Source organism: Psychrobacter sp. van23A, from assembly GCF_030845275.1.
Lineage (GTDB): Bacteria > Pseudomonadota > Gammaproteobacteria > Pseudomonadales > Moraxellaceae > Psychrobacter > Psychrobacter faecalis.
In genome coordinates, this window is the sequence record NZ_CP132595.1 from 350,752 (window position 1) to 375,922 (window position 25,171).

19 protein-coding genes are annotated in these 25,171 nt (G+C 43.4%); 11 read left to right on the top strand and 8 right to left on the bottom strand.

All coding sequences use genetic code 11. The features are described from left to right. Nucleotides 1-103 precede the first annotated feature (103 nt). Nucleotides 104-961: a DsbC family protein gene (locus RAH45_RS01550; protein WP_144297399.1), complete on the bottom strand. Its 858-nt coding sequence runs from the start codon at nucleotides 959-961 to the stop codon at nucleotides 104-106. Nucleotides 962-1,316: 355 nt separating this feature from the next. Here RAH45_RS01550 and RAH45_RS01555 point away from each other — a divergent pair, with 355 nt between their 5' ends. From RAH45_RS01555 to RAH45_RS01565, 3 genes are all read left to right on the top strand, one after another. Further along, nucleotides 1,317-2,393, top strand: a complete 1,077-nt coding sequence (locus RAH45_RS01555) for an RNA-guided endonuclease InsQ/TnpB family protein (protein WP_198328755.1) — start codon at nucleotides 1,317-1,319, stop codon at nucleotides 2,391-2,393. 155 nt (nucleotides 2,394-2,548) lie between these two features. Further along, entirely contained in the window at nucleotides 2,549-3,310 is a 762-nt protein-coding gene (locus RAH45_RS01560; RefSeq protein WP_306495419.1) for an IS5 family transposase, read from the top strand. Between the two features lie 76 nt (nucleotides 3,311-3,386). Next, nucleotides 3,387-4,310 carry a DUF808 domain-containing protein gene (locus RAH45_RS01565; protein ID WP_198328757.1) on the top strand — a complete coding sequence of 308 codons (924 nt, stop codon included), beginning with the start codon at nucleotides 3,387-3,389 and terminating at the stop codon, nucleotides 4,308-4,310. Between the two features lie 128 nt (nucleotides 4,311-4,438). Here the strand turns inward: RAH45_RS01565 and RAH45_RS01570 are convergent, their stop codons facing one another. Beyond that, nucleotides 4,439-8,683 (bottom strand): Rne/Rng family ribonuclease, encoded by a 4,245-nt coding sequence (locus RAH45_RS01570; protein ID WP_198328758.1) that lies wholly within the window; start codon nucleotides 8,681-8,683, stop codon nucleotides 4,439-4,441. Nucleotides 8,684-9,933: 1,250 nt separating this feature from the next. On the opposite strand from RAH45_RS01570, the gene RAH45_RS01575 reads away from it, so the two are divergent. Both RAH45_RS01575 and RAH45_RS01580 read left to right on the top strand, forming a co-directional pair. Further along, entirely contained in the window at nucleotides 9,934-10,959 is a 1,026-nt protein-coding gene (locus RAH45_RS01575; protein ID WP_227678303.1) for an RluA family pseudouridine synthase, read from the top strand. A 156-nt stretch (nucleotides 10,960-11,115) separates the two neighbouring features. Beyond that, entirely contained in the window at nucleotides 11,116-11,826 is a 711-nt protein-coding gene (locus tag RAH45_RS01580) for an HAD-IA family hydrolase (protein ID WP_198328759.1), read from the top strand. Between the two features lie 330 nt (nucleotides 11,827-12,156). Here the strand turns inward: RAH45_RS01580 and yihA are convergent, their stop codons facing one another. After that, nucleotides 12,157-12,897 (bottom strand): ribosome biogenesis GTP-binding protein YihA/YsxC, encoded by a 741-nt coding sequence (yihA, locus tag RAH45_RS01585; RefSeq protein WP_225211681.1) that lies wholly within the window; start codon nucleotides 12,895-12,897, stop codon nucleotides 12,157-12,159. A gap of 396 nt (nucleotides 12,898-13,293) precedes the next feature. Here yihA and RAH45_RS01590 point away from each other — a divergent pair, with 396 nt between their 5' ends. From RAH45_RS01590 to RAH45_RS01605, 4 genes are all read left to right on the top strand, one after another. Further along, nucleotides 13,294-13,629, top strand: a complete 336-nt coding sequence (locus RAH45_RS01590; protein ID WP_068406397.1) for a c-type cytochrome — start codon at nucleotides 13,294-13,296, stop codon at nucleotides 13,627-13,629. Between the two features lie 362 nt (nucleotides 13,630-13,991). Continuing rightward, the gene (locus RAH45_RS01595; protein WP_068406399.1) at nucleotides 13,992-14,660 is read left to right on the top strand and encodes a c-type cytochrome; all 669 of its coding nucleotides are present in this window, start codon (nucleotides 13,992-13,994) and stop codon (nucleotides 14,658-14,660) included. 270 nt (nucleotides 14,661-14,930) lie between these two features. Next, nucleotides 14,931-16,070 (top strand): hypothetical protein, encoded by a 1,140-nt coding sequence (locus RAH45_RS01600; RefSeq protein WP_068406401.1) that lies wholly within the window; start codon nucleotides 14,931-14,933, stop codon nucleotides 16,068-16,070. Further along, nucleotides 16,058-16,456 carry an RnfH family protein gene (locus RAH45_RS01605; protein ID WP_227514961.1) on the top strand — a complete coding sequence of 133 codons (399 nt, stop codon included), beginning with the start codon at nucleotides 16,058-16,060 and terminating at the stop codon, nucleotides 16,454-16,456. The genes RAH45_RS01600 and RAH45_RS01605 overlap by 13 nt, the downstream gene beginning before the upstream one ends. 22 nt (nucleotides 16,457-16,478) lie before the next feature. Here RAH45_RS01605 and RAH45_RS01610 read toward each other — a convergent pair whose 3' ends face one another. Further along, nucleotides 16,479-16,898, bottom strand: a complete 420-nt coding sequence (locus tag RAH45_RS01610) for an outer membrane protein assembly factor BamE (RefSeq protein WP_068406454.1) — start codon at nucleotides 16,896-16,898, stop codon at nucleotides 16,479-16,481. A 312-nt stretch (nucleotides 16,899-17,210) separates the two neighbouring features. On the opposite strand from RAH45_RS01610, the gene fur reads away from it, so the two are divergent. Continuing rightward, nucleotides 17,211-17,645, top strand: coding sequence for a ferric iron uptake transcriptional regulator (gene fur / locus RAH45_RS01615; protein WP_068406404.1), 435 nt, complete (start codon nucleotides 17,211-17,213; stop codon nucleotides 17,643-17,645). Nucleotides 17,646-17,780: 135 nt separating this feature from the next. Here fur and RAH45_RS01620 read toward each other — a convergent pair whose 3' ends face one another. Together RAH45_RS01620 and RAH45_RS01625 are read right to left on the bottom strand one after the other, a co-directional pair. Then, complete coding sequence (locus tag RAH45_RS01620) at nucleotides 17,781-18,902, bottom strand: PilT/PilU family type 4a pilus ATPase (protein WP_068406407.1); 1,122 nt, start codon at nucleotides 18,900-18,902, stop codon at nucleotides 17,781-17,783. 169 nt (nucleotides 18,903-19,071) lie between these two features. Further along, the gene (locus RAH45_RS01625; RefSeq protein ID WP_068406410.1) at nucleotides 19,072-20,127 is read right to left on the bottom strand and encodes a type IV pilus twitching motility protein PilT; all 1,056 of its coding nucleotides are present in this window, start codon (nucleotides 20,125-20,127) and stop codon (nucleotides 19,072-19,074) included. Nucleotides 20,128-20,388: 261 nt separating this feature from the next. Between RAH45_RS01625 and RAH45_RS01630 the strand changes: the two genes are divergently transcribed. Then, complete coding sequence (locus tag RAH45_RS01630) at nucleotides 20,389-21,153, top strand: YggS family pyridoxal phosphate-dependent enzyme (protein ID WP_082894340.1); 765 nt, start codon at nucleotides 20,389-20,391, stop codon at nucleotides 21,151-21,153. A gap of 221 nt (nucleotides 21,154-21,374) precedes the next feature. On the opposite strand, the gene RAH45_RS01635 is transcribed toward RAH45_RS01630, so the two are convergent. Continuing rightward, nucleotides 21,375-22,652: a polyamine export protein PaeA gene (locus tag RAH45_RS01635; protein ID WP_198328760.1), complete on the bottom strand. Its 1,278-nt coding sequence runs from the start codon at nucleotides 22,650-22,652 to the stop codon at nucleotides 21,375-21,377. A 295-nt stretch (nucleotides 22,653-22,947) separates the two neighbouring features. Continuing rightward, the gene (locus RAH45_RS01640; protein ID WP_102077573.1) at nucleotides 22,948-24,651 is read right to left on the bottom strand and encodes an NAD+ synthase; all 1,704 of its coding nucleotides are present in this window, start codon (nucleotides 24,649-24,651) and stop codon (nucleotides 22,948-22,950) included. Between the last annotated feature and the right edge of the window lie 520 nt (nucleotides 24,652-25,171).

The following is a 25,171-nucleotide window of genomic DNA, read 5'->3' on the forward strand; positions in this document are numbered from 1 at the left end:
CACCGCTAATTTTACCTAGCGCTTCATCGTATCATACCGATAAGCGCTTGTGGCGTCTACCCAATCTCACTGTCGGTAAAGTCAACAATATGAGGGGAGAGGACTAGCTGGCATCGATCGCTGTTTGCGCCAATTGCGCCGCGGGTAGATAGCCGCCGATTTGTTGGCCAGACTCGGTAAAGATAGCAGGCGTGCCGCGTACTCCTAACGACATTCCAAGCTCGATTTGCTCTTTTACTGGGTTATTACAGCTAGGCGCTTGGACATTAGCGCCCATTTTTGCCTGGTCCATCGCCGCCTTGCGATCTTCGCTACACCAAATAGCTTCCATTTTTGGGATACTGCCTTCGCTGCGTGGCCATGCCAAATAACGCACTTCAATACCGCGTGCATTGATATCGCTCATTTCTTCATGAAGCTTGGTGCAGTAAGGGCAGTCGGCATCAGTAAAGGCATAAACAACTGATTTAGTGGCGCCTTTTGCTGGATAAATAACCATGTCTTTTTTATCGACCGTTTTTAGAGCGTCTTGCGCGGCTTTGGCAACCAAAGCGCCACTGATATCAACTGGCGCCTCTTGCCCAACTGCGATGATTTGTCCTTGGATAATATGTTTGCCAGATTTATCGGTAAAAAACGATGGTAAGCCCGATGCCGTTACCCAGTAAATATCGTCCATATCCGTTGGTACGGCTGAAATGATTTCTTCTTCAATCCCTGAGGCTTTTAGATTTGTTTGTAAGGCTTTGACCACTGCTGCATCATTATCGGCGACTTGTGCGGTGCTGACTTTGGCATTAGCGCTATTGACGATACCTGTATTGCTGGTCGCATCTGCCGCATTATTCGAGCAGCCTGCTGCAACCACGACCAGCAACGCGCCCATCATCATCCTCGATAAAGGTTTGCGAGAAAATAGAGCGCGAGCAGAAGTGGCTTTAGAGAAAGAAGGTAAAAACATAGGTATTTCCTTTAGGCGGTGGTGCCTAAGCAAGATATAGATATAAAAACAGGGACATAGATAGTGTATGAACGCTTATCCCGTATCCACTAGATTTTGTTATCAGAGCGATATATTTCAAGGACGAGGGGCAATTTATTGATAATAAAAGATAAGTAGCAATACTGGTTATATTAACATATTTTTAGAAATAACCACCAAAGGCTATTTGTTGATGTTTTATTGGCATCGCCAAATTTATCATCCAGCGCCGTAAAACCACATCCTTCTAGGGCGTGGATATCAGGCGTCAGCCGTTGTCACCTAAGATTAAAAGAACCTTGTTAACCAAACGCATTGGGATCATACTAAACCCATGAAGACGCTCAAGCTACGCATCAAAGACAAACATGCCACTCAGCTAAATATCTTAGCTGGTGCGGTCAACTTTGTCTGGAATTACGTTAATGAGCTAAGTTTTAAACATCTTAAGCGCACAGGCAAATTCTTTTCAGCCTACGACTTGGCCGCTTACACCAAAGGCGCTGGTGAGTACCTGAACCTGCACAGCCAAACCTTGCAAGCGATTAGTGAGGTTCACGCCAAAAGCCGTAAACAGTTTAAAAAAGCCAAACTAAACTGGCGCACAAACAATCCTAAAGCCAAGAAAAGAAGTTTGGGCTGGATTCCTTTTAAAAAAACTGCTATCAAGCATCTAAGCACTAAACAAAGTGGCAAAAAATCTCTAAAAACAACTCTACAATTCAGTTTGGCTAAGGGTCAAAAGCTGATTATTGATGTGTGGGACAGCTATAACCTCTCGCTCTACAGCATCAATACGTGCGAGTTGGTACAAGATTCTCGCGGCCACTGGTACGCCTGTATCACTGTTAAAGAGTTTTCAGAAACAGCCTGTGGTGACGGTCAAGTCGGTATTGATTTGGGCTGTAAAGATGCCGCAGTCAGTAGTGATGGCAAGGTTCTAACTACTAAGCTGACGACTCAATACGCAGAAAAACTGGCCATTGCTCAAAGAGCCAAAAACAAAAAACGAGTTAAGGCCATTCACGCCAAGATTAAAAATACTAGATTAGACTTGATTCATAAATTTACATCAAAGCTTGTTAAAGCCAACAGCCTAATCGTAGTTGGTAAAATCAAGTCAAAATCATTTACTTCAAGCAAACTCGCCAAATCCGTCTATGATGCGGGTTGGTTTGAGATAAAGCGACAACTGGACTACAAATGCGCGAACGCAGGTTGCCACTATATCGAAGTAAATGAAGCGTACACCACCCAAACCTGCTCGTGTTGCGGCTCTCGCCAAGACAGTCCGAAAGGTAGAGAAGGTCTTGGTATAAGAAAATGGTTTTGTCGTTCTTGTAAAACGACCCATCAACGTGACGTTAATGGAGCAAAAAACATTCTCGCGGTCGGGCTTGGCCGTCTTTAGTAGGAATCCCCGTTCCTTTAGGTCGGGGAGGAAGTCAAGTCTAGGTAGGCTACTGTCATAAACATTAGGGGCTGTATAGAATTGAGGAACCATTGAAAAACATAAGCAACGCCTTACTCTACTGTTTACCACAACAAAGAAATAAGGCATCACTTATGACTCGCACCAAGCTCAACGATGAACTTTGGCACAAGCTATTTATTATATTGCGACAAATTAACGTATATAACAAGCCCAATCTAAGACGTACCGTTGAAGGCATGCTGTACCGCATAAGAGTAGGCTGTCCATGGCGAGACTTACCTTCTTATTTCGGTCATTGGTCTCGCATATATCATCAATACCGTTATTGGCGTAAAACCGGTAAATGGCAAAAGCTCATGAAAATAATCACAGCAAACTATGATAGTGAATGGTTATTCATAGACGGTAGCGTGGTCAAAGCTCATCAGCATAGTTCAGATGCAGCCAGTCATCTTGATGAGGCCATTGGTAAAAGTGTTGCAGGTAATAGCAGCAATCTGCACTTAGTGGTCGATGCTTGTGGTAACCCTATACATGTTGAGCTGACAGGTGGGCAAGTACATGACGCTAAGATGGCAAAGACGTTGATAGATAGCACGATTAATAACCAGACTAAAGCGGTGATTGCAGACAGGGGCTACGATAGTAGTGATATTAGAGAGTGTATCTTCAAGCACTGTGCTGAGTCAGTCATACCCGTTAAGTCGAACTCTAAAAACAGCAACAATGACACACTAGACTGGTATTTGTATCGTTGCCGTCACTTGGTAGAAAACGCTTTTGCTAGGTTGAAACATTTTAGGGGCATTGCCACGCGATATGATAAGCTCAAAGATAGCTATGCAGCAGCGATAATGCTTGCTTGTGTCTTTATTTGGTTGCCACTCATTTGAATTCTATACACACCCTAAATTATCCATTAAAATAAATTTTCTTTCTAATTTCTTTCTAACTTTCTAAGGAGACCCTATGGCTGGTGCCAGTTTATTAACCCTACTTGATGATATCAGTGTGATACTCGATGACGTTTCGGTCATGACGAAGGTCGCCGCCAAAAAAACCGCGGGGGTATTGGGTGATGATTTGGCGTTGAATGCCGAGCAGGTCACCGGCGTCACAGCAAATCGTGAACTGCCAGTCGTTTGGGCGGTCGCCAAAGGCTCGTTTATTAATAAGCTTATTTTGGTGCCAGCAGCTATACTTATTAGCGCCATTTATCCGCCTTTAATCACCTTTTTACTGATGTGTGGTGGCCTGTTTTTGGTTTATGAAGGCGCTGAAAAAGTGATTCATCGCTTTTGGCCGCATGCCTTGCCAGATGATGAAGAGCAAAATGCCCGTCGGCAAGCCAACGCAGATCAAAACGTTGATTTGGTCGCCTTTGAAAAAGAAAAAATCAAAGGGGCGGTGCGTACTGATTTTATTTTATCGGCAGAAATTATTGTGATTGCGCTAGGTGCGACGGCAACTGCTACGTTGTTGCAGCGTAGTTTGGTGCTCTCTATTTTAGCCATCGGTATTACTGTTGGTATTTATGGTTTGGTCGCGGGCATCGTTAAAATTGATGACTTAGGCTTGCATATGATGGAGAAAGACGGTGATTTTACTCAAAAAGTCGGTAAGGTTTTATTTACGGCAGCGCCTAAATTAATGAAGTTTTTATCTATCGCTGGGACTTTGGCGATGTTTTTAGTCGGTGGCGGTATTTTGGTGCACGGTATTAACTTTTTGCATCATGAGGTTGAAGATATTGCGCATTTGACAGGCGTGTTTGAAAGCTTTACCACTGCCTTATTAAATGGCGTTATCGGTTTTATTATTGGCGCTGCTATCGTTGCGCTATTTACGGTTATCAATAAGATACGTCATAAAGACGAGCCTACTGCCCATTGATCTTGTTGCTCAAAAGTTCTGTTTATCAAAGCTTGGCATTGATATAAAGCTCTATTAATGAAAAAGCCCCAAAGTTGCTAACAACTTTGGGGCTTTGATATTTTATAAAAGAGTATTAATGATAGCTATTAGCTTTCGCTATCAGAATCGTCATTCTCTGATTTTTCCGCTTGCGTCGGCTTTTTATGCTCCGCTTTCGGCTTACGCGTCCGCGCTTTTGGGACTTTTGGCGTGGTTAAATTAAACATGCCTTTTTGTGGTAGTAATTGCTCAGCCACATTTTCGATCATGTTTTTATAACTGGCGATGGTCGTTTTTGACTTCGCCGCCTGAATTTCCTCTTTTGTCGCTTGCTCAGATAGCTGTTCAGTTGACTCAGACGCTTGCTCGTTTTCGTTTTGCACAACATCAGAGTCACCATCAGCATCTTTAGCTTCAGTATCTACTGTCTGAACTTTGTCCGCTTCTACAGCATTAACCTCAGGTTGCTCAGCGTTCTCTGCTTCTAGTGCTTGCTCTACTTTTAGCAGTTCTTCACTATCAGCGCTGACATCGTCTGTCTGAGCTTGATTGGCCAGTGCAGTCGCATCTACATTCTGAGCGTCAACGTCAACGTCGCTGTCAGCTGCTAGAGAGCCATTTTTAGGCGCTTCGGCGACTGTGGTTGCAGCTGGCTCCTGATAGTCAGGATGCTGACCACGTGGATCGTTGCTCGCCCGCTTGCTAATAGGGCGGGGCTCAACGGCTGTTTTACCTTGCGCCGCAGCAAACTGACTGACGGCTTGCGTCATCGCCTCAAAGCTTGCGAGATAATCCGCTGCTAAAGGCTCGTAGCCATAGTTACTAAAGTCAAAATCTTGCTTGGCAGCTTCGCCAGTCTCGACTTTAGACTCGTTGTTACTATCTACTTTTTCGTTAACAGCGTTAGCTTGCTCTAGGTGCAAAGCGATAGCCGCATTAAAGCAATTAATCACGCCTTCAGCGGCTAAACGCGCTGGCGCCTCTGGCAAGGTTGCGCGGATAAACTCGCCAACCGTGCCGCGGATAGCTGGAGCGTTCACAGCGCGTTGCTCATTTACCACAGGCGATTGGTTATCCGATGCTGTGGTTGTCGAGGCTTGAGCATGCTGACGACGAACCACGCGTGGATCATTGCTGGCTTGACCGAACTTTTCAGCCGTTACATAACGCTTGGCAAATAAAGCTTGATGGTCAAGTTCAAACGCTGCTTGATTGCTACTGTCAGTATCATCCGTATTAAAATCAACATTAGAACCAGTTTTCTGCGCTTTCTCAGTAGGTGCTACATCGTCATCTTTGCCGCTAGTTTCGACAGCATCACGACTTTTAGACATTGATGATTTTTCTGCTGCTGGTTGTGTAGCCTCGACATTACGCTCGTCTACAGAGTTAGCGTCAGACTTTTGCACTTTATCATCAGTAGAGCTTAGCTTGGTTTCATCCGTTTTTGCTGCAGGTATCACTGCATCGCCACTTGCAGGATTGTCACTTTTAGCAGCGTCGGCAGTCACAGTTTGCGTACTGGTTTTTTGACTACTATCAACCGAGTCACGGCGGTTTTTAGCAGCTTGACTATCAGTAATTTGCTCAACGGCTTCCTGCTTATCTGCATTTTTCGCAGTGCTGTCTTCCTGACTTGCTTTCTGCTTATCAGCTTCATTGATAGCTTTCTCAGCGCTTTGCTTTTCAGGCGCTTGGCGAGTGGCTGCTACAGATTTACTATCATCTAAAGACAAGTGCACAACTTCTGGCGACTTGAGCTCTGTAGACGCTTCATTGACCTGTAATACCACTTCATTAGGGTCTTGGTTGCGGCGCGCGCTTGATTGGCTTTTGTCATTACCGTTACTAGTTTCTTTATTGCTATGCTCGTTATTCGCACTTAACGTCTCACCGCGCTCAATTTTGCCGCGTGAGGAGCGCTGACTGTTTGATTTACGCTTGGCACGCGTTTGCTCATCTATTGTATTAGCGTCTTTCCTAGCAGCGTCATTGTGCTCGGTATTGCTATTGTCATGTCCATTACGACCGCTGTCTTGGCGGTTGTTACGATTACGGTCGTTGGTGCGTCGATTATCATGCTGACGTTTATCTTGGCTATCAGCCTGCTTGTCGTCAGTGCCGGTTGAGCGGCTGTCGTCTACGTTGTTGCTAGCAGCATTACCATTGGACTCATCTGACTGCTCTTTTCTTTGACGCGTTTTAGAAGGTCTTGATTTACGCGATTTACGTCTTCTTCTGTCTTCAGCGTCGTTGTTATCATCAGTATTACTATTAGCGGCTTGCTGACGATTAGTGTTCGGCTGTTGCTCAGTGTTCTGCTGATTGCTTGCCGTTTGCGGCGCTGCTGCGGCTTGAGTGTTGGCGTCTAGGGCGCTGTTATCGATTTGTCCAAATGAGCCAAGGCTTTGAGCGCCCGTGTTTACCAGTGCTTCAATGGCTTTGGCAGCATCACGACTACTGACCTTAGGCGTCGTCGATGCTTGCGGCGCTTGGGCAAATAGGTTGGATAACCAAGCGACTGCTTGCGGTTGGGCAGCAGTCGCGTTATTGTTTTGTGAAGCTACTGGCGCCGCGGTAGTCGCAACAGTTGGGGTGTTTTGTGACTGAGTTTGGGGTTGGGGCGCACGTGTTGTTGCATTGCTAGCGTTAGTATTGGCATTGCTACGATGGTCATTACTATGACTGGTCGTGTTTTGCTGCTGACTACTGGCTCGAGGAGTCGCTTGACTGTTTTTATTGCTACCATTATCAGCTACTTGACGAGGCTGGCGCGTTGGCTGCTGCTCAGGGCGCACTGAATCAGCGGTCTGCCAGTCGACGTTATAACCTAAATCGCTATGCTCTTGCTGCTGGGTATCGGTGATACGCTCATAGCTCGATGGCGCAAAGCCATCACGATTAAAATGTAGCTTAAAGTTTGGCGATTCTAAATGCGCGTGCGGTAAAATCGTGATACGCGTACCGCTGTCTTGCTCCAAATAAACCAAGCTATCGCGCTTTTCGTTTAATAAGAAAGCCGCGATATCGGTTGGCACTTCGGCCTGTACTTCGCCTTGACGTTCTTTTAAGGCGATTTGTTCAATCTGACGCATAATCGACAATGATAGCGAGCGCAAATCACGAATCATGCCATTGCCATGGCAACGCGGGCAAATATAGCCGGTCGACTCTTCTAGCGATGGGCGCAGGCGCTGACGGCTCATTTCCATCAAACCAAATTTAGAAATATCACCAAACTGTACACGCGCGCGGTCGTATTTGGTCGCGTCAACCAGACGTTTTTCCACTTCTTTTTGATGCTTATTGTCATTCATATCGATGAAATCAATGACAATCAAACCGCCCATATCACGCAGACGTAACTGGCGTGCAATCTCATCGGCAGCTTCTAGGTTGGTATGATAGGCAGTTTCAGCAACATCTGAGCCTTTGGTTGATTTTGCTGAGTTGATATCGATAGATACTAAGGCTTCCGTTTGGTCAATAACGATTGAGCCACCTGATGGCAAGCGAACTTCACGCTGATAAGCTGTTTCAATCTGCTTTTCGATATTAAAGCGCGAAAACATCGGCTCATAATCGGTATATTTACGCAATTTTTCTGCTTGTTTTGGCATCACGGCATCGATAAAACCGGCCGCTTCGATATAAGCGTTTTCGTTATCAATCCAAATCTCGCTAATATCATCGCGTAGATAATCACGCACGGCACGGGTGACGACGCCTGCTTCTTGGTGCACCAAACGCGGTGACGGATATTTTTGATTTTGTTCTTGGATGGCTTGCCAGATATTAAGCAAGTGATTTAAATCGTGTTGCAAATCTTCTTGGGTCTTGCCAATACCAGCAGTACGAATGATGACGCTCATGCCTTTTGGCAAATCAAGATTACCAAGCATGCGCTTCATATCTTCGCGCAATTTGCCCGAGATTTGACGCGAAATACCGCCGCCACGAGGGTTATTTGGCATCAATACCAAATAACGCCCTGCCAAAGATACATACGTTGATAAAGCTGCACCTTTATTGCCGCGCTCTTCTTTTTCGACTTGGACGATCAGCTCGTCACCCTCTTTGATTAGTTTTTTGATGTTTTCATCGCGTGGATTGCCGCTTAGATATTCAGCAGAGATTTCACGAATCGGCAAAAAGCCTTGGCGCTGTGAGCCATATTCGACAAATACCGCTTCAAGCGATGGCTCGACACGGGTGACGTGACCTTTATAAATGTTGGATTTTTTTTGCTCGCGGGTACGGTTTTCTAAATCGAAATCGTAAAGATGATTACCTTTACAAAGGGCAACGCGAATTTCTTCGTTTTGAGTAGCGTTGATTAAAATGCGTTTCATGTTTGAATCCTATGAGTACGCATAACAACGACGGGGCAGGCTTTCGGGCAAGGGAGCAAGTGCGGTTAAGGGTAAATTAACCTGAGTAGATGTTAATGAGCGGGAGAACGTAAAGCAGAAATATCGGCAAGCACATGAGCTTTTCGTCACTGCTGTTAACCTAAAATGTATTAGCCATTTATCCTGCTAATGTCGGTAACGTTCGTATAGATAAGGTAGGGTGTAAAGCTACTATCTATATCATATTATGAGTAGGCTTGGTCTAACGATTAAGGCACGTGCGGGTTTGTGGTCTTTTTGACAGTCATTTATCCAAGTTTAATCCGCACACCTTGTAAGGGCGGCGATGGATAAGGACTGAGATTTAAGAGGTCACAATTACCAAAAAAGCATCGTGTTGTCACAATTAATCAATCAAGGTCTAGCAATCATAGCGCTGTTAATAAAGAACTGTTTTATCGGTAAGTGCTAGTGCATAAAACAGTACCGTGCAGCGGTTATCCTTTTAGGTAAAGCAATTGGTCATTCTTTATTTATCGTTCTTTTGGCTATCACGTCAAAAATATCTGGGGTAACTCAAAGCTAGGTGGCGCTGCTCTAATCATCAGCGGGGCGTACTTGGCAAACAGAATAAATGACCGGCTTATCGGCGCGGTGTCTCTTGTCTATCCTACTTCGCGTGCTCTGTTTGACCACCAATACTCAGGCAGCTATCGATAATCAATCAATGATGCTCGATTCTGGCTTTAAGCGACCCAAACTTGCTCAACTGTGCGCTAAAGGACTGGCTGATAATTAGTTATGCGTGATAAATAATTATCAAAATAAGTCGTGGTTAGGCGGTAGTGAGTAAATGTTATGTTGTTATCGCGCGATAAAATGGTTGTTAGCCAATTTATCAAAGCGATGTCGTTTAATATCAGCGTGTTTTGTCTTGATAAAAAACTATATTACTAAAAAACGTTGTACTAAAAATTTTGGGTACTGATACATCCTATATATAGATAATTATCAGCGTTGTTCTTACAATTTATGGGGCATTATAGGGTATATCAAGGGATATAACACCCTTAAAATCAGATGAAACGCACAAGTTTGGCAACCTTTATAACGGCCATCGCCTGACTAACCAGTAGTAGCAACGGCGCAATATTGTCTGTAACAACAAGGAATTATTGTCGCAGCCTCTGCTTAATTGGCGCTCAACATGCTAAACTATAGCAAATCTTTGTGTAAATACCTAACTAAAAATGACAAACTCAAAAATGCCAACCGAACAGCCTATCCACGAAGCGCCCGCTATCTTTAATAGTAAAACGCGCCCGCAAAGTGCCGATGACGAAATCAGTAACTTTGAAAAGGTCAATTACCTTGAAGTCACGCGCCATCAGCACGACCAACGTTTGGATAACTTTTTGCTTAATCGCCTAAAGGGTCTGCCAAAATCCCACATCTACAAGATGATTCGCTCAGATGAAGTGCGCGTTAATAATAAACGCTGTAAAGCGCATGACAGATTGCAGCGTGAAGACGTGGTGCGTATTGCGCCTGTACAGCTCGCGACTCGTGACAAACCGATTATCAGCGCTGAATTTGCCAATAGCTTATTGGCGCGGGTAGTCTACGAAGATGAGGGTCTAATCGTACTTAATAAGCCTGCTGGTATTGCTGTGCATGGCGGTAGTGGTTTAGATTTTGGCGTTATCGAGGCCATGCGCGAAGTGACAGGTAAAAAGTATCTCGAGCTGATTCATCGTATCGATAAAGATACTTCAGGTCTGCTGATGATTTCTAAAAAGCGCTCAGCGTTGAAAGTGCTCCAGCAGCATCTTGTCGATAGAACCATTCAAAAGCATTATCTTTGCCTAGCAAAAGGTCAACCTGCGCTCAATGAGCAGCGTATCGACGCGCCATTACTGCGCTATACGTTGGCTAGCGGTGAGCGCCGCGTAAAAGTAGATGCGCAAGACCCACAGGCGAAAGAAAGCCAGACAGATATCATTGTGCATGGTCGCTTTACCTTAAATGAACAGCCAGTGAGCCTGCTTGAAGCAAAACCTTTGACCGGTCGCACCCATCAAATTCGCGTACATTTGGCGCATATCGGCCATGCTATATTAGGTGACGATAAATACAATGTGCATGACAAATCGGGCGTGCATCGTTTGTGTTTACATGCGTGGCGTTTAGATATTCCTGGCTATGAAGCCATTACCGCGCCATTACCAGATGAGATGATGGATTGGTTACCAGCAGATATTCAGCTGCCTGAATAAGTTTTAAAAATTTCTTTTTAAAGACTGATAGTCAATGCAGTTTTTAAATGACTATTTAACACAATCGTCACAGTTGCTTATTTGCGCATACATTCGCCAAATAAGTACCTGTGACGTTTTCATATTTGCCATTTGTTATTTTTAAAGGGTTAGACCATGACAGCATCTATCGCTAGTAAAACAGCGCCAACCAATATTTCTGAGTTAGCAGCCGAGCATCATTTAGCGGGTAAAAAGCTGATCATTTTTGATTGGGATGGCACCTTGATGGATTCGATTGGCCTAATCGTTGAGTCTATGCATATAGCGGGCGAGGCGCATGGCTTTAGGACTACCGATCAGGCCGTCAAAGACATTATCGGGCTGAGCTTAATGTACGGCATTGAGATTTTATATCCGCAAGCAAGCGATACGCAAAAGCTCGCCATTCAGCAAAGCTATGCAGAATACTATATTCCGAACAGCCATCGTACGCCGTTTTTTACGCCTATTGAAAATATGCTCCTGACGTTAAAGCAGCAAGATAAGCAGCTTGCGGTCGCTACCGGCAAAAAAAGAAAGGGGTTAGATCGAGTATTAGAGGCTTCTGCTAGCCATCACTATTTTACCATCACGCGCTGTGCTGATGAATCCGGCTCCAAACCTGATCCGCAAATGCTGCGCGATATTTTAGATTACACCAACCAGCCAATCTCGCAGGCAGTATTTATCGGTGACAGTATTTACGATATTCAAATGGCCAATCGTTTAGGCATGACCAGTATTGCGGTCAATTATGGCACAGCGTCAAGCAGCGAGCTTGCTGCCGAGCAGCCAACTTATCAAGTGGATACCCCGCAAGAATTAGTGGCATTATTATGTGCATAAATCGTGCGTGTAAATTATGTATGTAAATAAAACGTCATTTAAACCTAGGGCGTGTCCTCAATTCAAGCGCTTGTATCTAAATGGGCTAAAAATGGCTAAATTTTATCAAACATCGTCAAATAGCTGACTAATATCTCGATATTATTTGCGCTATTTTCCTCGTTTGACGGCAATTTATCTCATTTTTATCACCATTTTTAAAATGAGGACACGCCCTAGTAAATAGAATTATTGAAAAGTAAATTTCCATAAAAAAGGGTTTATCGTTATCAACGATAAACCCTTTTGAGATTTCTACTGAATAAACTGAGTAGTCTATTTAGCACTTTTTTACTTATCAGCGCTTTGGTCGTTAGTTTCTATTCTATTTTCTTGGTTTTCAATAACAGACGCTTCAGCATTTTTATCCTCCTTGGCCTGATATTGATACCAATTACCCATGACGCCTGCCAGCTCATCAAGACCTTCTTTTCTTAATGCGGAAAACAACTGTATCGTGCAGTCTAAACCCAACTGCTTAAGTCTTTTACGGGTATTAAGCAGCGCAGTTTTAGACGCGCCATATTTAAGCTTATCGGCTTTGGTGAGCAAAATATGCACCGGCAGCTCGCCATCTTTTGCCCAATGCAGCATTTGCTCATCAAAGAATTTAAGCGGATGACGGATATCGGTCATCAGTACCAAACCTGCTAGGCTTGAACGCGATACCAGATATTCTTCAAGCTCAACTTGCCATTCTTTTTTCATCTCAAGGGGCACGGCCGCATAACCATAGCCCGGCAAGTCAACCAAACGCGTATAGGTATCGCCGATACTAAAGAAGTTAATCATTTGCGTCCGCCCAGGCGTTTTAGACGAGCGCGCCAGTTGACGTTGATTGGTTAGGGCGTTGATAGCGGACGACTTTCCCGCGTTCGAGCGACCAGCAAAAGCGACTTCGAGCCCTACATCGGGCGGACAAAGACGAAAAGTCGGCGCGGACGTCATAAATTCAGTTTGCTGAATGCGCTGACGGGCTTTGGTATTAAAATCCGCATGTTCGGCGGCGACATCTTTAAACGGGGTACTCATAAATGACTCATTAATCTTAAAAAATTAGATACAGTAGTGAAAAGTTTGTGAATAAAATAGGGCAGTAAGCAAAGCCAAAAATAGGTGAGCGGCAAAAGTAGGCCGTTAATAACATGAGCATTTTAGGATAACGCCTATTCTATACTATTATAGCGCTTAGTTATTGAAATAAAGGCAATTACCCTCATATTAATGACAACATAACCGTAAATAAAATCGTGTTTGAGCCCCGATTTTTATTCCAATAAACATTGTTAACAAAGCTAAACCATATTTATATATATTAATATGACATATATTGTTACAATATTTAGTCAGATAAAGTGAATGACAATTGCACAATAAACGCTTAATAAAATCATGGATTAAGCAAACGAAAAAGATACGAGGTGTCTTATGTTTTCAATCACCGACATTTTTGCCAAAAGCTATCGTTTCTTAGCTGCCAGTAGTGCTGCTTTAATCATTGGTATGGCGACGATCAGTAGTGCAGGCGCCGCCGATATTGCAACATCCTATAATAACTCATGTGCCGCCTGTCACGATAGTGGCGCACTTAATGCGATTAAAAAAGGCGATAGTGCCAAATGGCAACAGCTTATCAAACAAAAAGGTATGCCAGCGCTGGTTAAGTCTGTCAAAAATGGCATGATTCAAATGCCAGCGGGCGGCTTATGCCAAGACTGTAGCGATGACGATTACCGTAAGCTTATCGAGTATATGAGCAAGTAGTAAATGAATAATAAATAGCCAAGCAGTAAGTAGTTTTGTATGGCTAAATAAATGTAATGATAAATGATACGAGGCGCAGGGTGAGTAAACCTATTGCGCTTTTTGTTTTTTTATTAAGTGAATAAATATCGAACAGCCAGAAAAAATAACCAATGCTACGATTAAGTAGGCAAATAGTAAAAAGTCTTGCTATAATAATCCAAAATAAACCCTGATATTAGTAAGTACTTTCGGGCTGCTTGTGATAAAGACCGCGTAATACATAGCGTAGCTGATTAGATGCTATCTTTGTAGTGGGTGCGGCTTTTGATAATGCAATCACTCTAAATAATGCTTACGTCGAGTTAGTAGGATTTGTATCAATGAAAAAGTTAATCGCTGCCGCCAGCTTATGTGTTGCAAGTTTCAGCGTACAAGCTGCTATTATTGTTCCTGAACATGACGTCAATGCAGGTAAGCAAATTGCAGAAACCGTTTGTGCGGCTTGTCATGGTGTTGATGGTGTCAGTCCTGTGCCAGCCCAGCCGAATCTTGGCGGTCAAAACGTAAAGTACTTATATAAGCAATTGGTCAATTTTAAATCAGGCTACCGTAAAAACGGTATCATGCAGTCACAAGTTGCCAATTTATCTCAGCAAGATTTAGCCAACGTCGCAGGCTATTATGCCAGCCAAAAACCTTGGGGCGTCGCATTTGGTAATCCTGCGACGACGCAAGAAGCGACTAAGCTGTTTTTAGGTGGTGACAAATCCCGTGGCGTGATCGGTTGTGCAGGCTGTCATGGTCCAGATGCTGCGGGTAACGTTTGGGCTGCATTTCCGCGTTTAGGCGGACAGCACGCTGAATATATTGCCACTCAGCTAAAGCTTTTCCGTGCTGCTGGTCGTGTTGATGATATCGATAGCGATGAGCAAAAACGTGTTAACGATGCGGAAAAAGAAGGCGAGATGGGTATGATGCAGATGGTTGCGGCAAAACTGTCTGATCGCGATATTCGTATCTTGTCAGATTATGTGAGCGCGATTCACTAATCTGCTACCTATGTAGCGGCTCGCACTTTGACGCGCTTAGTGAGATTATATAATAAGTGAAGCAATTTGCTGCCGCCGTTATGATTTAGCTCTTAAACCCCGATTTCGGGGTTTTTTTATAACTGTTAGTCCTTATATAATTTGCATAAGCTTTGATAACCCTTATAAGAATTAAGCGCTTTCATATGACGCTATCATAGAAAATATAGATGTCTATCAGTACTTTATAGCCTTAACTATTATTCACTTTGAATCGCTTGGATTTAGATTATGATGATTCGCTATGCTTCTTACTTTATCGCCGCGTTGCTACCGCTATTGTTATTTCGCTGGTTTGCGCCCGCATCCATAGGCGAGATTGACTTTTGGTTGCTGTGGCTTGTGGCGATGGTATTGGTTTCGCTGCCCGTTGTGTATGCGGAAATTGCGTTGGCTTATCGTAGCGCTGAAGCACCTTTAGCGGGTATGCAAAAGCTTACGCGTGAAGCCGATGCCAGCACCTTTTGGCGCAGTTTTGGTTGGCTCGCGGCACTGGTTTCTATCCTCATTGCGGCGCTTGTCATATCGGGAGCAAGCACCGGCATTTTAGCCGCCTTGACGGAGCTCAATAGCGTACCTAATATACCAAGCTTCGCCATTGCTGCAGGATTGATGGTTATCGCCGTCTTATTAAGCTTACTAGGCGTGGCACCGTTACCAATAGGCTTGGGTTTAATGCTGGTCGGTTTATTATTGGGTGTGGCCAACGGTCTGCCAAATATCGCTTTTGCCATGACCGATGTCAGCTTGAGCGAGTGGGCGCGCGCCGTGGCGTTGGCATTAGTGAGCGTCGGTGCGGGTACAGGTTTATACTGGTTTGGTCAACACCTAGTGAGCAAGCAAACGGTCACGGCGGTAAGGGCTGATAATCACAATGCGCAAACCACTCGTAATAGTGCCGCGCAAGCATATCGCGCAACCAAGCTGGTATTACCGATTTGGATATTACAGCTAGTGGTTGGTGTGGTCGCTTTATTTATCAGTGGCATGGCGCTACCACCGATTGGGCAGTTACTTTATTGGGTTGGGGTGCTGTTTGTGGTCAGCTATTTGCTCCATTATAGTACGCAGCAATTGGCGCATAAATTTGGTTTGCTAGTCAGTGTGGTGTTAACGTTTGTGCTAGCGCTATTGTTAGTTGTCGCCATACCGACCAATTGGCTAGTCGGTATTTTGGTGATTATCAGTAGTATCGCCGTGCTGTTATTGTCCGTCTTTGCTGGTTGGCAGATGAAAATTAGCCACTTGCGTAAGTCTTTAAACTTTGGCAATGAAGCTTTTTATAACTTGTGGCGGGTGGCGATACGCCTTATTGTGCCGCTGGCATTACTGTTAGCGTTAATCGGTTGGGTGATGCAGTGGTTAAGCTGAGGACTGCTGCTAACCATAGTACAGCTGATAAAGATGAGGTTAACGTTAACCTAACTCAGGCTGAGCAGAGTGATTTGATAACAGTATTTCTGGCGTATGCAGAAGAGGCGACGCGTCAGCATTATCAAACTGTTCAAGTTAGGCAGGGCACAACTTTGTATGAGGCCTTGGCTCAGGCAGGTTGGCTAAAACAGTTTGAAGAGCTAGCAAGCTGGTGCGAGCAGGTTGCCAATACGATGACGCCAACGGCTAAGCGCTGGCATGTTGGGGTATACGCGCAAAAGCAGCCACTCAATTATATATTGCAGCCGTCTGATCGGGTAGAGGTATATCGCAGCTTAAGCGCTGATCCCATGTCTCAGCGCAAAAATAAATCTCGCGGTTAGTTTTTAGAAATTTCTATCAGACTTATGATGCAGGCAGGCTATCGATACCTTCAATGCGGGTCACTATACCGTTATCATCGAAATAAACAATCAAATGCTGGCTGGCATTTTTGACATCGGCGATACCTTTACGGCGACCTTCTGTTCCGGCTTTATAGTCGTAAATGTAGTCCCAGCGTTTTGGCGCGAGCGTGTCTCTGATTGCTGGGCTACCAAGAATATAAAGCACCTGATTTTGATTCATACCCACTTGCACTTTTTGCGCTTGCGCTTGGGTAATGGCAGTGCCTTGGGGCAAGTCAATCTTATAGACACTCAGTAACGAGCAGCCAGACATAGCCACAGTAGCACCGAGCATAGTCGTCATGGCAATCTTACGTAATGCGTTTGCAGAGCTTAACGAACGAAAATTAAAGGTCTTTATCATGGTAAAATGACTCATAAAAAATGGGTTAGGCGCCGCTAAAAACCGATAATGTGGGTCTTGCAGGCAATCTTGCACAAATGATACGTCATTTACTTGCAATTGCCTACCACTTACGACATTATTTACCAAGTGCTATTTTACCGCCTTTATTATTTATATTTTAAATTCAAACACTTGGCAGCGATTTTTCGCAAAAAATGCTCTGCATAATCGTTCATTTTTTATTGTTTTTATATTTTATCAGCACTTATTATTAACTATTGATGTTTATTTAACTCCTGTTTTTTGAATTCATTTGCTAAGACTTTCATAGTCAGAAGGGATATTATGGCTTCTTTTACCAATCAAGATTTACGTAAAGCGGGTTTAAAGGTAACGTTACCACGTATCAAAATTTTAGAGCTGCTCGAAAGTGCGGAGCTGCATCATATGAGTGCTGAAGAGGTATATAAAGCACTGATTGACCAAGGTGAAGATGTGGGGCTGGCAACCGTTTATCGCGTATTAACCCAGTTTGAGCAAGCGGGTATCGTTGAGCGCCACAACTTTGAAAACAATTTATCAGTGTTTGAGATTACTCAAGAAGAGCATCATGACCATTTGGTTTGTGATGTCTGCGGCAAAATCGTCGAGTTCCATAACAAAACCATTGAAGAAGAGCAGACCAAAGTAGCGGCAGAGCATGGCTTTAAGCTATCTGGTCATTCTTTGGTGCTGTACGGTATTTGTGATAATCAAGCCTGTAGAGACAACGCTAAGTAAGCGTTTTAGAAAAAAAATTATCTGATATTGATAATTTATAGTCTATTACTATTCAAGTATTAACTTAAACGCCAAAAAAGCCCTCACATTTGATGAGGGCTTTTTTATGGGAAATTCTAGGTAAGTAGTGCCATATCAAGTGATATCTAACGATAAACTATCGGCGCCTTCATCTAAGTTGACGTTGCCATTTTTACCACTTAACTTAATCTTTAAGCGTAAATCGTTAGGGGAGTCAGCGTGCAGAATGGCTTCTTTATAAGTGATTTCACCATTTTTATATAAATCAAACAGCGCTTGGTCAAAGGTTTGCATGCCGCTATCACGTGAGCGCGTCATGACATCTTTGATTTCGTGCACCTCGCCTTTACGGATGTAGTCGCTGATCAGCTGTGAGTTTAATAAAATCTCAATAGCGGCGCGGCGTCCTTTACCATCAGGCGTTGGAATCAATTGCTGAGCGATAATAGCTTGCAAGTTTAATGATAAATCCATAAACAACTGATTATGGCGACTGGTTTCAAAAAAGTGAATGATACGGTCAATCGCTTGGTTGGCGTTATTGGCGTGTAAAGTTGCAAAGACCAAATGCCCCGTTTCAGCGTATTGAATCGCGTAGCTCATGACTTCGCGGTTACGAATCTCACCAATCAAAATCACATCAGGCGCTTGGCGCAAGGTGTTTTTAAGACCTGCCTCAAAAGAATGGGTGTCGATACCAACTTCGCGCTGGGTAATGATACAACCGCGGTGCTTATGCACAAACTCAATCGGATCTTCGATGGTAATAATATGACCGTGTGAATTCTGGTTACGATGGCCAATCATCGCCGCAAGGGTAGTTGATTTACCCGTACCTGTAGCCCCAACCAACAAAATAATACCGCGCTTTTTCATGGCCAGCTCTTTTAGCGCTGGGGGCAGGCGTAGCTCTTCAACGGTCGGGATTTTATTTTCGATTTTCCGTAAAATCATCCCTGCCATGTCGCGCTGAATAAAAGCACTTACCCGAAAGCGCGCTTGCTGCGCTTGATCTGAAATCGCAAATTGACACTCGTTGGTTTCGTCAAATTCTTTTTGCTGGCTTGGGGTCATCACCCCTTTGACCAATCTCATGGTTTGCTCAGCGGTTAACGGCGTTTTACCCACCGGCAAGATTTTGCCATTGATTTTCATGGACGGCGCGACATCAGCAGTAATAAAAAGGTCAGAGCCGTTTTTATTAATCATTAATTGTAAAAGCTTATCAATGTCCATAACGTACCTACATTTGGAATATATAGTTTAAAACTGCTGCAATAAACTTTTAAAGCGGGCAATAACAACAACCGTTAAAATAACTAAAGCTGAGTAAGAGTTTTTCATCGTTTACCTATAACTTTAACAAAAATTTATATTAAAACTTTTAATACTATGTAAACCCATACTAAATAAAGGCTTCAGGCTGCTTGGCATAAGGGCGAGCGACATCTTTACTGATTGTGCCTTTTGAAACCAAGTTTTTAAGCGTTTGATCAAGAGTAATCATGCCTTCACCAGCACCAGTTTGGATAGCAGAATACATCTGCGCGATTTTATTCTCACGTATCAAGTTACGAATCGCAGGCGTGCCCAGCATGATTTCATGAGCAGCAATACGTCCGCCGGTTTGGCGGCGTAGTAGCGTTTGTGAGATGACCGCTTGTAGCGACTCTGAGAGCATCGCCCGTATCATATCTTTTTCGGCTGCAGGGAAGACGTCAATCACGCGATCAATGGTTTTGGCAGCAGAGCTGGTGTGCAAGGTGCCAAAGACCAAATGCCCTGTTTCAGCGGCGGTCAATGCCAAGCGAATGGTCTCAAGGTCACGTAACTCACCAACGAGGATAACGTCTGGATCTTCACGTAGAGCCGAGCGCAATGCTGGCTCGAAACCCAAAGTATCGCGGTGGACTTCACGTTGGTTAATCAAGCTCTTTTTAGACTCATGAACAAATTCAATCGGGTCTTCGATGGTTAAAATATGCTCTTTACGGGTTTCATTGATATAATCGATCATGGCAGCAAGCGTGGTAGATTTCCCTGAACCCGTTGGCCCCGTGACCAGTACCACACCGCGTTTAAAGTCGGATACTCGTTTAAAGACGTCACCCATACCTAAGTCTTCCATAGTGAGAACTTTAGAAGGAATGGTTCGAAAAACAGCGCCAGCGCCGCGGTTTTGATTAAAGGCGTTGACACGAAAACGTGCTAGATTTGGAATCTCAAAAGAGAAGTCGGTCTCAAAGAACTCTTCAAAGTCAGCGCGTTGCTTATCATTTATGATGTCATAAATAAGCTGATGCACCACTTGATGCGTCATTTCAGGCATATTAATACGGGTCATCTCACCATCGACACGAATCATCGCTGGCATACCGGCTGAAATATGTAAATCCGACGCTTTGTGCTTAACGGTAAAGCGCAACAAGTCTTCGATGTTTAAACGATGCTTTTCAGCCATAGTGGAATATCCCTATTGATAGACAAAAATGAGCCAAACAAGAATGGACAAAGAAACGCTTAGAAATTATGATACTTTACGATTCTATGCCACTATTTAACCATCTACTATATGCATAAAATGTAAAAATAATCCAAATATACTTTGGTTTGTTAATATAAGTTTATGTCTGTTTTTTATCAAAATTTTAACTGCTTAATTTCATAGCTCCTTCTATTTATAATTAATAAAATAATCACCTAATATTTCTGTGAGTTTTTTATGAACACTACCTCTACACCACAAAACAACGCTACGAGTTTAGCTGATAAAAAAAACAATGAAGATGATTTTGATGCGGCAGAATTGATTGCAAATTGGCAGCAAGTAAGCGAGCAGGTGGCGCAAGCATCTGTACAGGCGCAAAGGCAGAAAGACGAGATCACTTTATTAGCAGTGTCTAAAACCAAACCTGCTGAGATGATTGCGACGTTGGCGCGTCAAGGGCAACGAGATTTTGGTGAAAACTACTTGCAAGAGGCTATTGAGAAAATACAAGCTTTACGACAACAGCCACAATGCGAACACATCGTTTGGCACTATATTGGCAGTATCCAGCGTAATAAAACCCGTGATATTGCTGAGAATTTTGATTGGGTGCAAACGCTTGAGCGTGAGATTATCGCCAAACGTTTACATGAGCAGCGCCCAGCCGAGCTGCCAGCGCTTAATGTGTTGATACAAGTCAATATTGATAACGAGGACAGTAAGTCAGGATGTTTGCCAGCTGAGCTGCCAAACTTGATAAGCACGATTAAAGATTACGAGCGCTTGCAATTGCGCGGGCTGATGATTATTCCAGCGAAAGCTAATACCGACGCCTTTGCTCGAACCAAACAATTATTTGACAGTATCAAGCGAGAATATCCGGAATTAAAGCAGTGGGATACGCTGAGTATGGGCATGAGTGATGATATGAGCGCCGCGATTGCCAATGGTTCTACGATGGTACGCGTTGGCACAGCCATATTTGGCGCGCGTGGCTGATTATTCTAATGTCATTAAATCCATTAATTGAGGGTCAAACTACGCCAATCTCAACTTATCGTAGGCCTTTGATTTTTATAGAATTTAAAATTTTAATTGTTTTAACTGAAATTTTAAAAACTAAGTAAACCAATACCTTAGAAAAATAAGTTGAGAGTGGGGTTCAAACTCTCTAAATTTATACGGTTATTTATCGTGAAGTGCACTTTAAAATGCAGCTTTTACAAAACTTTTTCTTCAAGTTTAGTGACGAGTAGCTGGGTAATTTTCAGATTGTCAGTCGCGATTATCTCAAAGCGATAGTTGGCGTATTCGATGGTATCGGTTTTTTTAGGGATTTTACGCAGCATATACATCATAAAGCCGCTAATGGTTTCATAGTTTTGACTGCGCGGTAAATTAACGATATCGAGCGCGCGAACCACATCTTCAATGGGCGTCATACCATCGATGAGCCAAGAATTATCAGTACGTTGCACGATAGGCTGCTCCTCAACCGTGACTAGCTCACCCATGACAATACTCATCACATCGCGTAGGGTAATGACACCAACTACCAAGCCATATTCATTGACGATCACGGCAAAGTCAGCGCCGGTCGATTTAAACATCTCCAACACTTCAAACAAAGACAAGGTGTCAGGTACAAATAACGCCGGTTTTAATAGCGCTTTATCGGTTAGGCTAACTTCTTGCTGATTGAGCACCAAAGCTAGAAAGCTGCGCGACTCTACATAGCCGATAATTTGCTCTAAATCGTCTTCCTCGCAGACTAAAAACTTATTATGTGGCTGGGCAATCATTACCTCAACCACTTCTTCGGTGCTGGTTTTGCTATCAAAATAGACGATATGCTCACGCGGATTCATGACCGAAGTAACGGTACGTTCTTGCATCTCAAAGATATTTTCAATCAAATGATGTTCTTGTTTTTTAATTACCCCAGCTTCGGCGCCCGCGTCCATCACCGCATAGATGTCTTCTGGCGTCATATCATCTTGGCGTGTGGTTGAGATACTAAAAAACTCAAAAATCAGGTTTGCTGCGCCATCAAAGACCCAAATAACGGGCTTAAAAATAAATGTCAGCGCCATCATAGGGCGTACCAGCCGCACTGCAAAAACTTCTGCATTAGACATCGCCAAACGTCTGGGCATCAAATCGGCAAGTAGGGAAAATAAGCTGGTAATCACGACGAAAGAGATAACCGATGACACCGCTTCATTCTTGACTAACAGCTGTAAATACGGGCTAATCGCCGACTCACCAACCGCACCAGCTGAAATGGCGACAGCATTAAGCACGACTTGCACTACCGTAATAAATCCACCAGGATTTTCTTGCATATGCAGGACATCAAGGGCGCGGACTTCACCTTCTTTTGCCATGATTTGCAGCTTAATCTTGCGACCAGCAGCGATAGCAATTTCTGCCCCAGAAACAAAGGCACTCAAAGCCAGTAATAATAAAAGAAAAATACTAGCGGTTAGCAAACTCATGACGGACTCGGATAACGATAGGTAGGGTAGTTAAATTGAAAGTAGTTGAAATATAGAAAAGTAGAGAACTGGGTTTAATTATTTATTCAAAGAGTTTTATATAAAGAAAACTTTATCAATAAAAACTAAAAAAGCTGGGTAAGTACCCAGCTTATTATAAAACATTCTGATTATATTATATCAAATTATATAGAAACGTAAAGTTATTCAACCTTTTAGCCTTTATCTAAAGGATAGTGTATTCAGACTACAGAGACATCTAAAAGATTGAAATAGCAACTTTAGTCGTTGACGCTTAGCCTTTTATCGACCATTTATTGACTAAAGGAAAACGGCGTTCACGGCCAAAGGCTTTATGGCTGATTTTAGTCCCAATCGGCGCTTGAGCACGTTTGAATTCGCTATTATCAACCATCTTAATCACCTTAGCGACCAAATCGGCATCAAATCCTTTATCGACAATATCTTGATAGCCCATATCTTCGTCGATATACGACATCAAAATACCATCTAGCACGTCATAGTCTGGCAAGCTGTCTTGGTCTTCTTGATCAGGACGTAGCTCAGCCGATGGCGGACGTATGATGACGCGCTCAGGAATAACTGGCGTGTCTTCTAAACGGTTGCGGTAGCTGGCAAGCTTATAAACTTGCGTTTTATAAACGTCTTTTAGTACGTCAAAACCACCTGCCATATCGCCGTATAAAGTCGAGTAACCAACTGCTAGCTCTGATTTATTACCCGTAGTGATGACTAAATGCCCAAATTTATTAGACAAGGCCATTAGTACCACACCGCGAGCGCGCGCTTGGATATTTTCTTCGGTGGTATCAGCAGGCGATTTGTTAAATAATGGCGCTAAAGTATGACGGATGCCTTCAACGGCATCAAAAATCGGGCAAACCGTATAAGAAACGTTTAAGCGGCGCGCTTGCGCTTGCGCGTCCTCTAAACTGATTTGAGAAGTATATTCGTACGGCATCATTACCGCATAAACTTTATCAGCGCCCAGCGCATCGACAGCGATACACAAGGTTAACGCAGAATCAATACCGCCCGACAAGCCAACGATAATACCAGTAAAGCCGGATAGGTTGACATAATCACGCAAACCGACGACCAACGCTTGGTACATCTCCGACTCGCGGCTCAATGACAACGGCGCTTTTGTTTGCGTATCGAATTTTGCGGTTTTTACGTCAAACGTCGTCAGCATAAGCTGATTCATAAAGCGCGACGCTTCATGAGCAACGCTGCCGTCAGATTGGATGGCCATAGAGCCGCCGTCAAATACCAAATCATCCTGCCCGCCAACGGCATTAAGATAAATAATCGGCAAGTTATTTTCGCGGCTACGTTTGGCGAGCATGGTTTTACGATTGTCTTGTTTTTCAATTTCAAACGGTGAGGCATTTAAGCAGGCCACAAGGTCAGCACCTTGTTTTTTAAGCTCGGCAATCGGACCTTTTTCCCACAAATCTTCGCAGATTAGCAGACCAATGGTGATGCCTTTATAGTCAAATAAGACTTGATTGCGACCTTTATCAAAATAACGACGCTCATCAAAAACGCCATAATTTGGTAAGATTTGCTTATGATAAAAGCCTTTTTGATGACCGTTATGCAAAATCGCAGCCGAGTTAAAGGTACCATGATGATCGACATGCGGATAGCCCACGATCATCACGATATCATCGATATCACTCAGGCTAGACAGCGCGCTTTTGACACGGCCAGATAGGCTAGGACGTAGCAGCAAATCTTGCGGAGGATAGCCTAATAAAGCAAGCTCTGGGAAAATGATGACATCAGCGCCTTGCTCACGGGCTTGTAGGGCAAGGGCGCGCATTTTTTCAGCATTGGCGGTGATATCGCCGACCAAAAAATGCGATTGTGCTAACGCAAAAGTAACGCTGTCTTGCGATTTAGAGCCTGTATTGGCCTCGTTTGACGAATTAAAGTTGGGATTGTCAGTATCTTTGGTGGTGTCTTTTGACATTGTTATTGTTCCTATCAATAGGTTGTGTAAATGTATTGAATCTAGCTGGGTTTTAAATAAAACCAAAGCAAAATAGGTTATGAAAGTAATGCAAAATATGAGTATGCACTTATGCCCCCATATCAAGGCTCATAAATCGTGAGCCTATGCTGAGCGCGGCACTTGGATAGCCATTAATACAATGAATATCGGTATTACTAAAATATGCGGCGCTGCTCTAAATGGTAGTGCTTAAAACCGCTTAGAATAGGGCAATCAATAAAGGTTTTCAGAAATAGTGTTAATAACGCTAGGGCTGATTTTGCTATAAACCAATAACAGCAAACCTGCTTAACAGCGTTTAAATGTGCAAATTAATCCCTTTAGTATAACATCAATTGTCTGCACAAATAGAACTGCACAGTGATTTAGCGCGCAAGTTGTCAGCGTACAAGTAATTAAAAAGCAGATAAATAACTATTGTTTTAAAGCAATGATTCTAATAAGGTATTTTTGAAAGTACCTATTAATACTTAATAAT

Bases quoted from the DNA above. Each gene is read 5' to 3' on its own strand.
- RAH45_RS01620 (WP_068406407.1), bottom strand. From the start codon at position 18,902: ATGGACATTGATAAGCTTTTACAATTAATGATTAATAAAAACGGCTCT.
- RAH45_RS01560 (WP_306495419.1), top strand. From the start codon at position 2,549: ATGACTCGCACCAAGCTCAACGATGAACTTTGGCACAAGCTATTTATT.
- RAH45_RS01565 (WP_198328757.1), top strand. From the start codon at position 3,387: ATGGCTGGTGCCAGTTTATTAACCCTACTTGATGATATCAGTGTGATA.
- RAH45_RS01630 (WP_082894340.1), top strand. From the start codon at position 20,389: ATGAACACTACCTCTACACCACAAAACAACGCTACGAGTTTAGCTGAT.
- RAH45_RS01555 (WP_198328755.1), top strand. From the start codon at position 1,317: ATGAAGACGCTCAAGCTACGCATCAAAGACAAACATGCCACTCAGCTA.
- RAH45_RS01590 (WP_068406397.1), top strand. From the start codon at position 13,294: ATGTTTTCAATCACCGACATTTTTGCCAAAAGCTATCGTTTCTTAGCT.
- fur (WP_068406404.1), top strand. From the start codon at position 17,211: ATGGCTTCTTTTACCAATCAAGATTTACGTAAAGCGGGTTTAAAGGTA.
- RAH45_RS01640 (WP_102077573.1), bottom strand. From the start codon at position 24,651: ATGTCAAAAGACACCACCAAAGATACTGACAATCCCAACTTTAATTCG.
- RAH45_RS01550 (WP_144297399.1), bottom strand. From the start codon at position 961: ATGTTTTTACCTTCTTTCTCTAAAGCCACTTCTGCTCGCGCTCTATTT.
- RAH45_RS01610 (WP_068406454.1), bottom strand. From the start codon at position 16,898: ATGAGTCATTTTACCATGATAAAGACCTTTAATTTTCGTTCGTTAAGC.
- yihA (WP_225211681.1), bottom strand. From the start codon at position 12,897: ATGAGTACCCCGTTTAAAGATGTCGCCGCCGAACATGCGGATTTTAAT.
- RAH45_RS01595 (WP_068406399.1), top strand. From the start codon at position 13,992: ATGAAAAAGTTAATCGCTGCCGCCAGCTTATGTGTTGCAAGTTTCAGC.
- RAH45_RS01635 (WP_198328760.1), bottom strand. From the start codon at position 22,652: ATGAGTTTGCTAACCGCTAGTATTTTTCTTTTATTATTACTGGCTTTG.
- RAH45_RS01625 (WP_068406410.1), bottom strand. From the start codon at position 20,127: ATGGCTGAAAAGCATCGTTTAAACATCGAAGACTTGTTGCGCTTTACC.
- RAH45_RS01600 (WP_068406401.1), top strand. From the start codon at position 14,931: ATGATGATTCGCTATGCTTCTTACTTTATCGCCGCGTTGCTACCGCTA.
- RAH45_RS01575 (WP_227678303.1), top strand. From the start codon at position 9,934: ATGACAAACTCAAAAATGCCAACCGAACAGCCTATCCACGAAGCGCCC.
- RAH45_RS01580 (WP_198328759.1), top strand. From the start codon at position 11,116: ATGACAGCATCTATCGCTAGTAAAACAGCGCCAACCAATATTTCTGAG.
- RAH45_RS01570 (WP_198328758.1), bottom strand. From the start codon at position 8,683: ATGAAACGCATTTTAATCAACGCTACTCAAAACGAAGAAATTCGCGTT.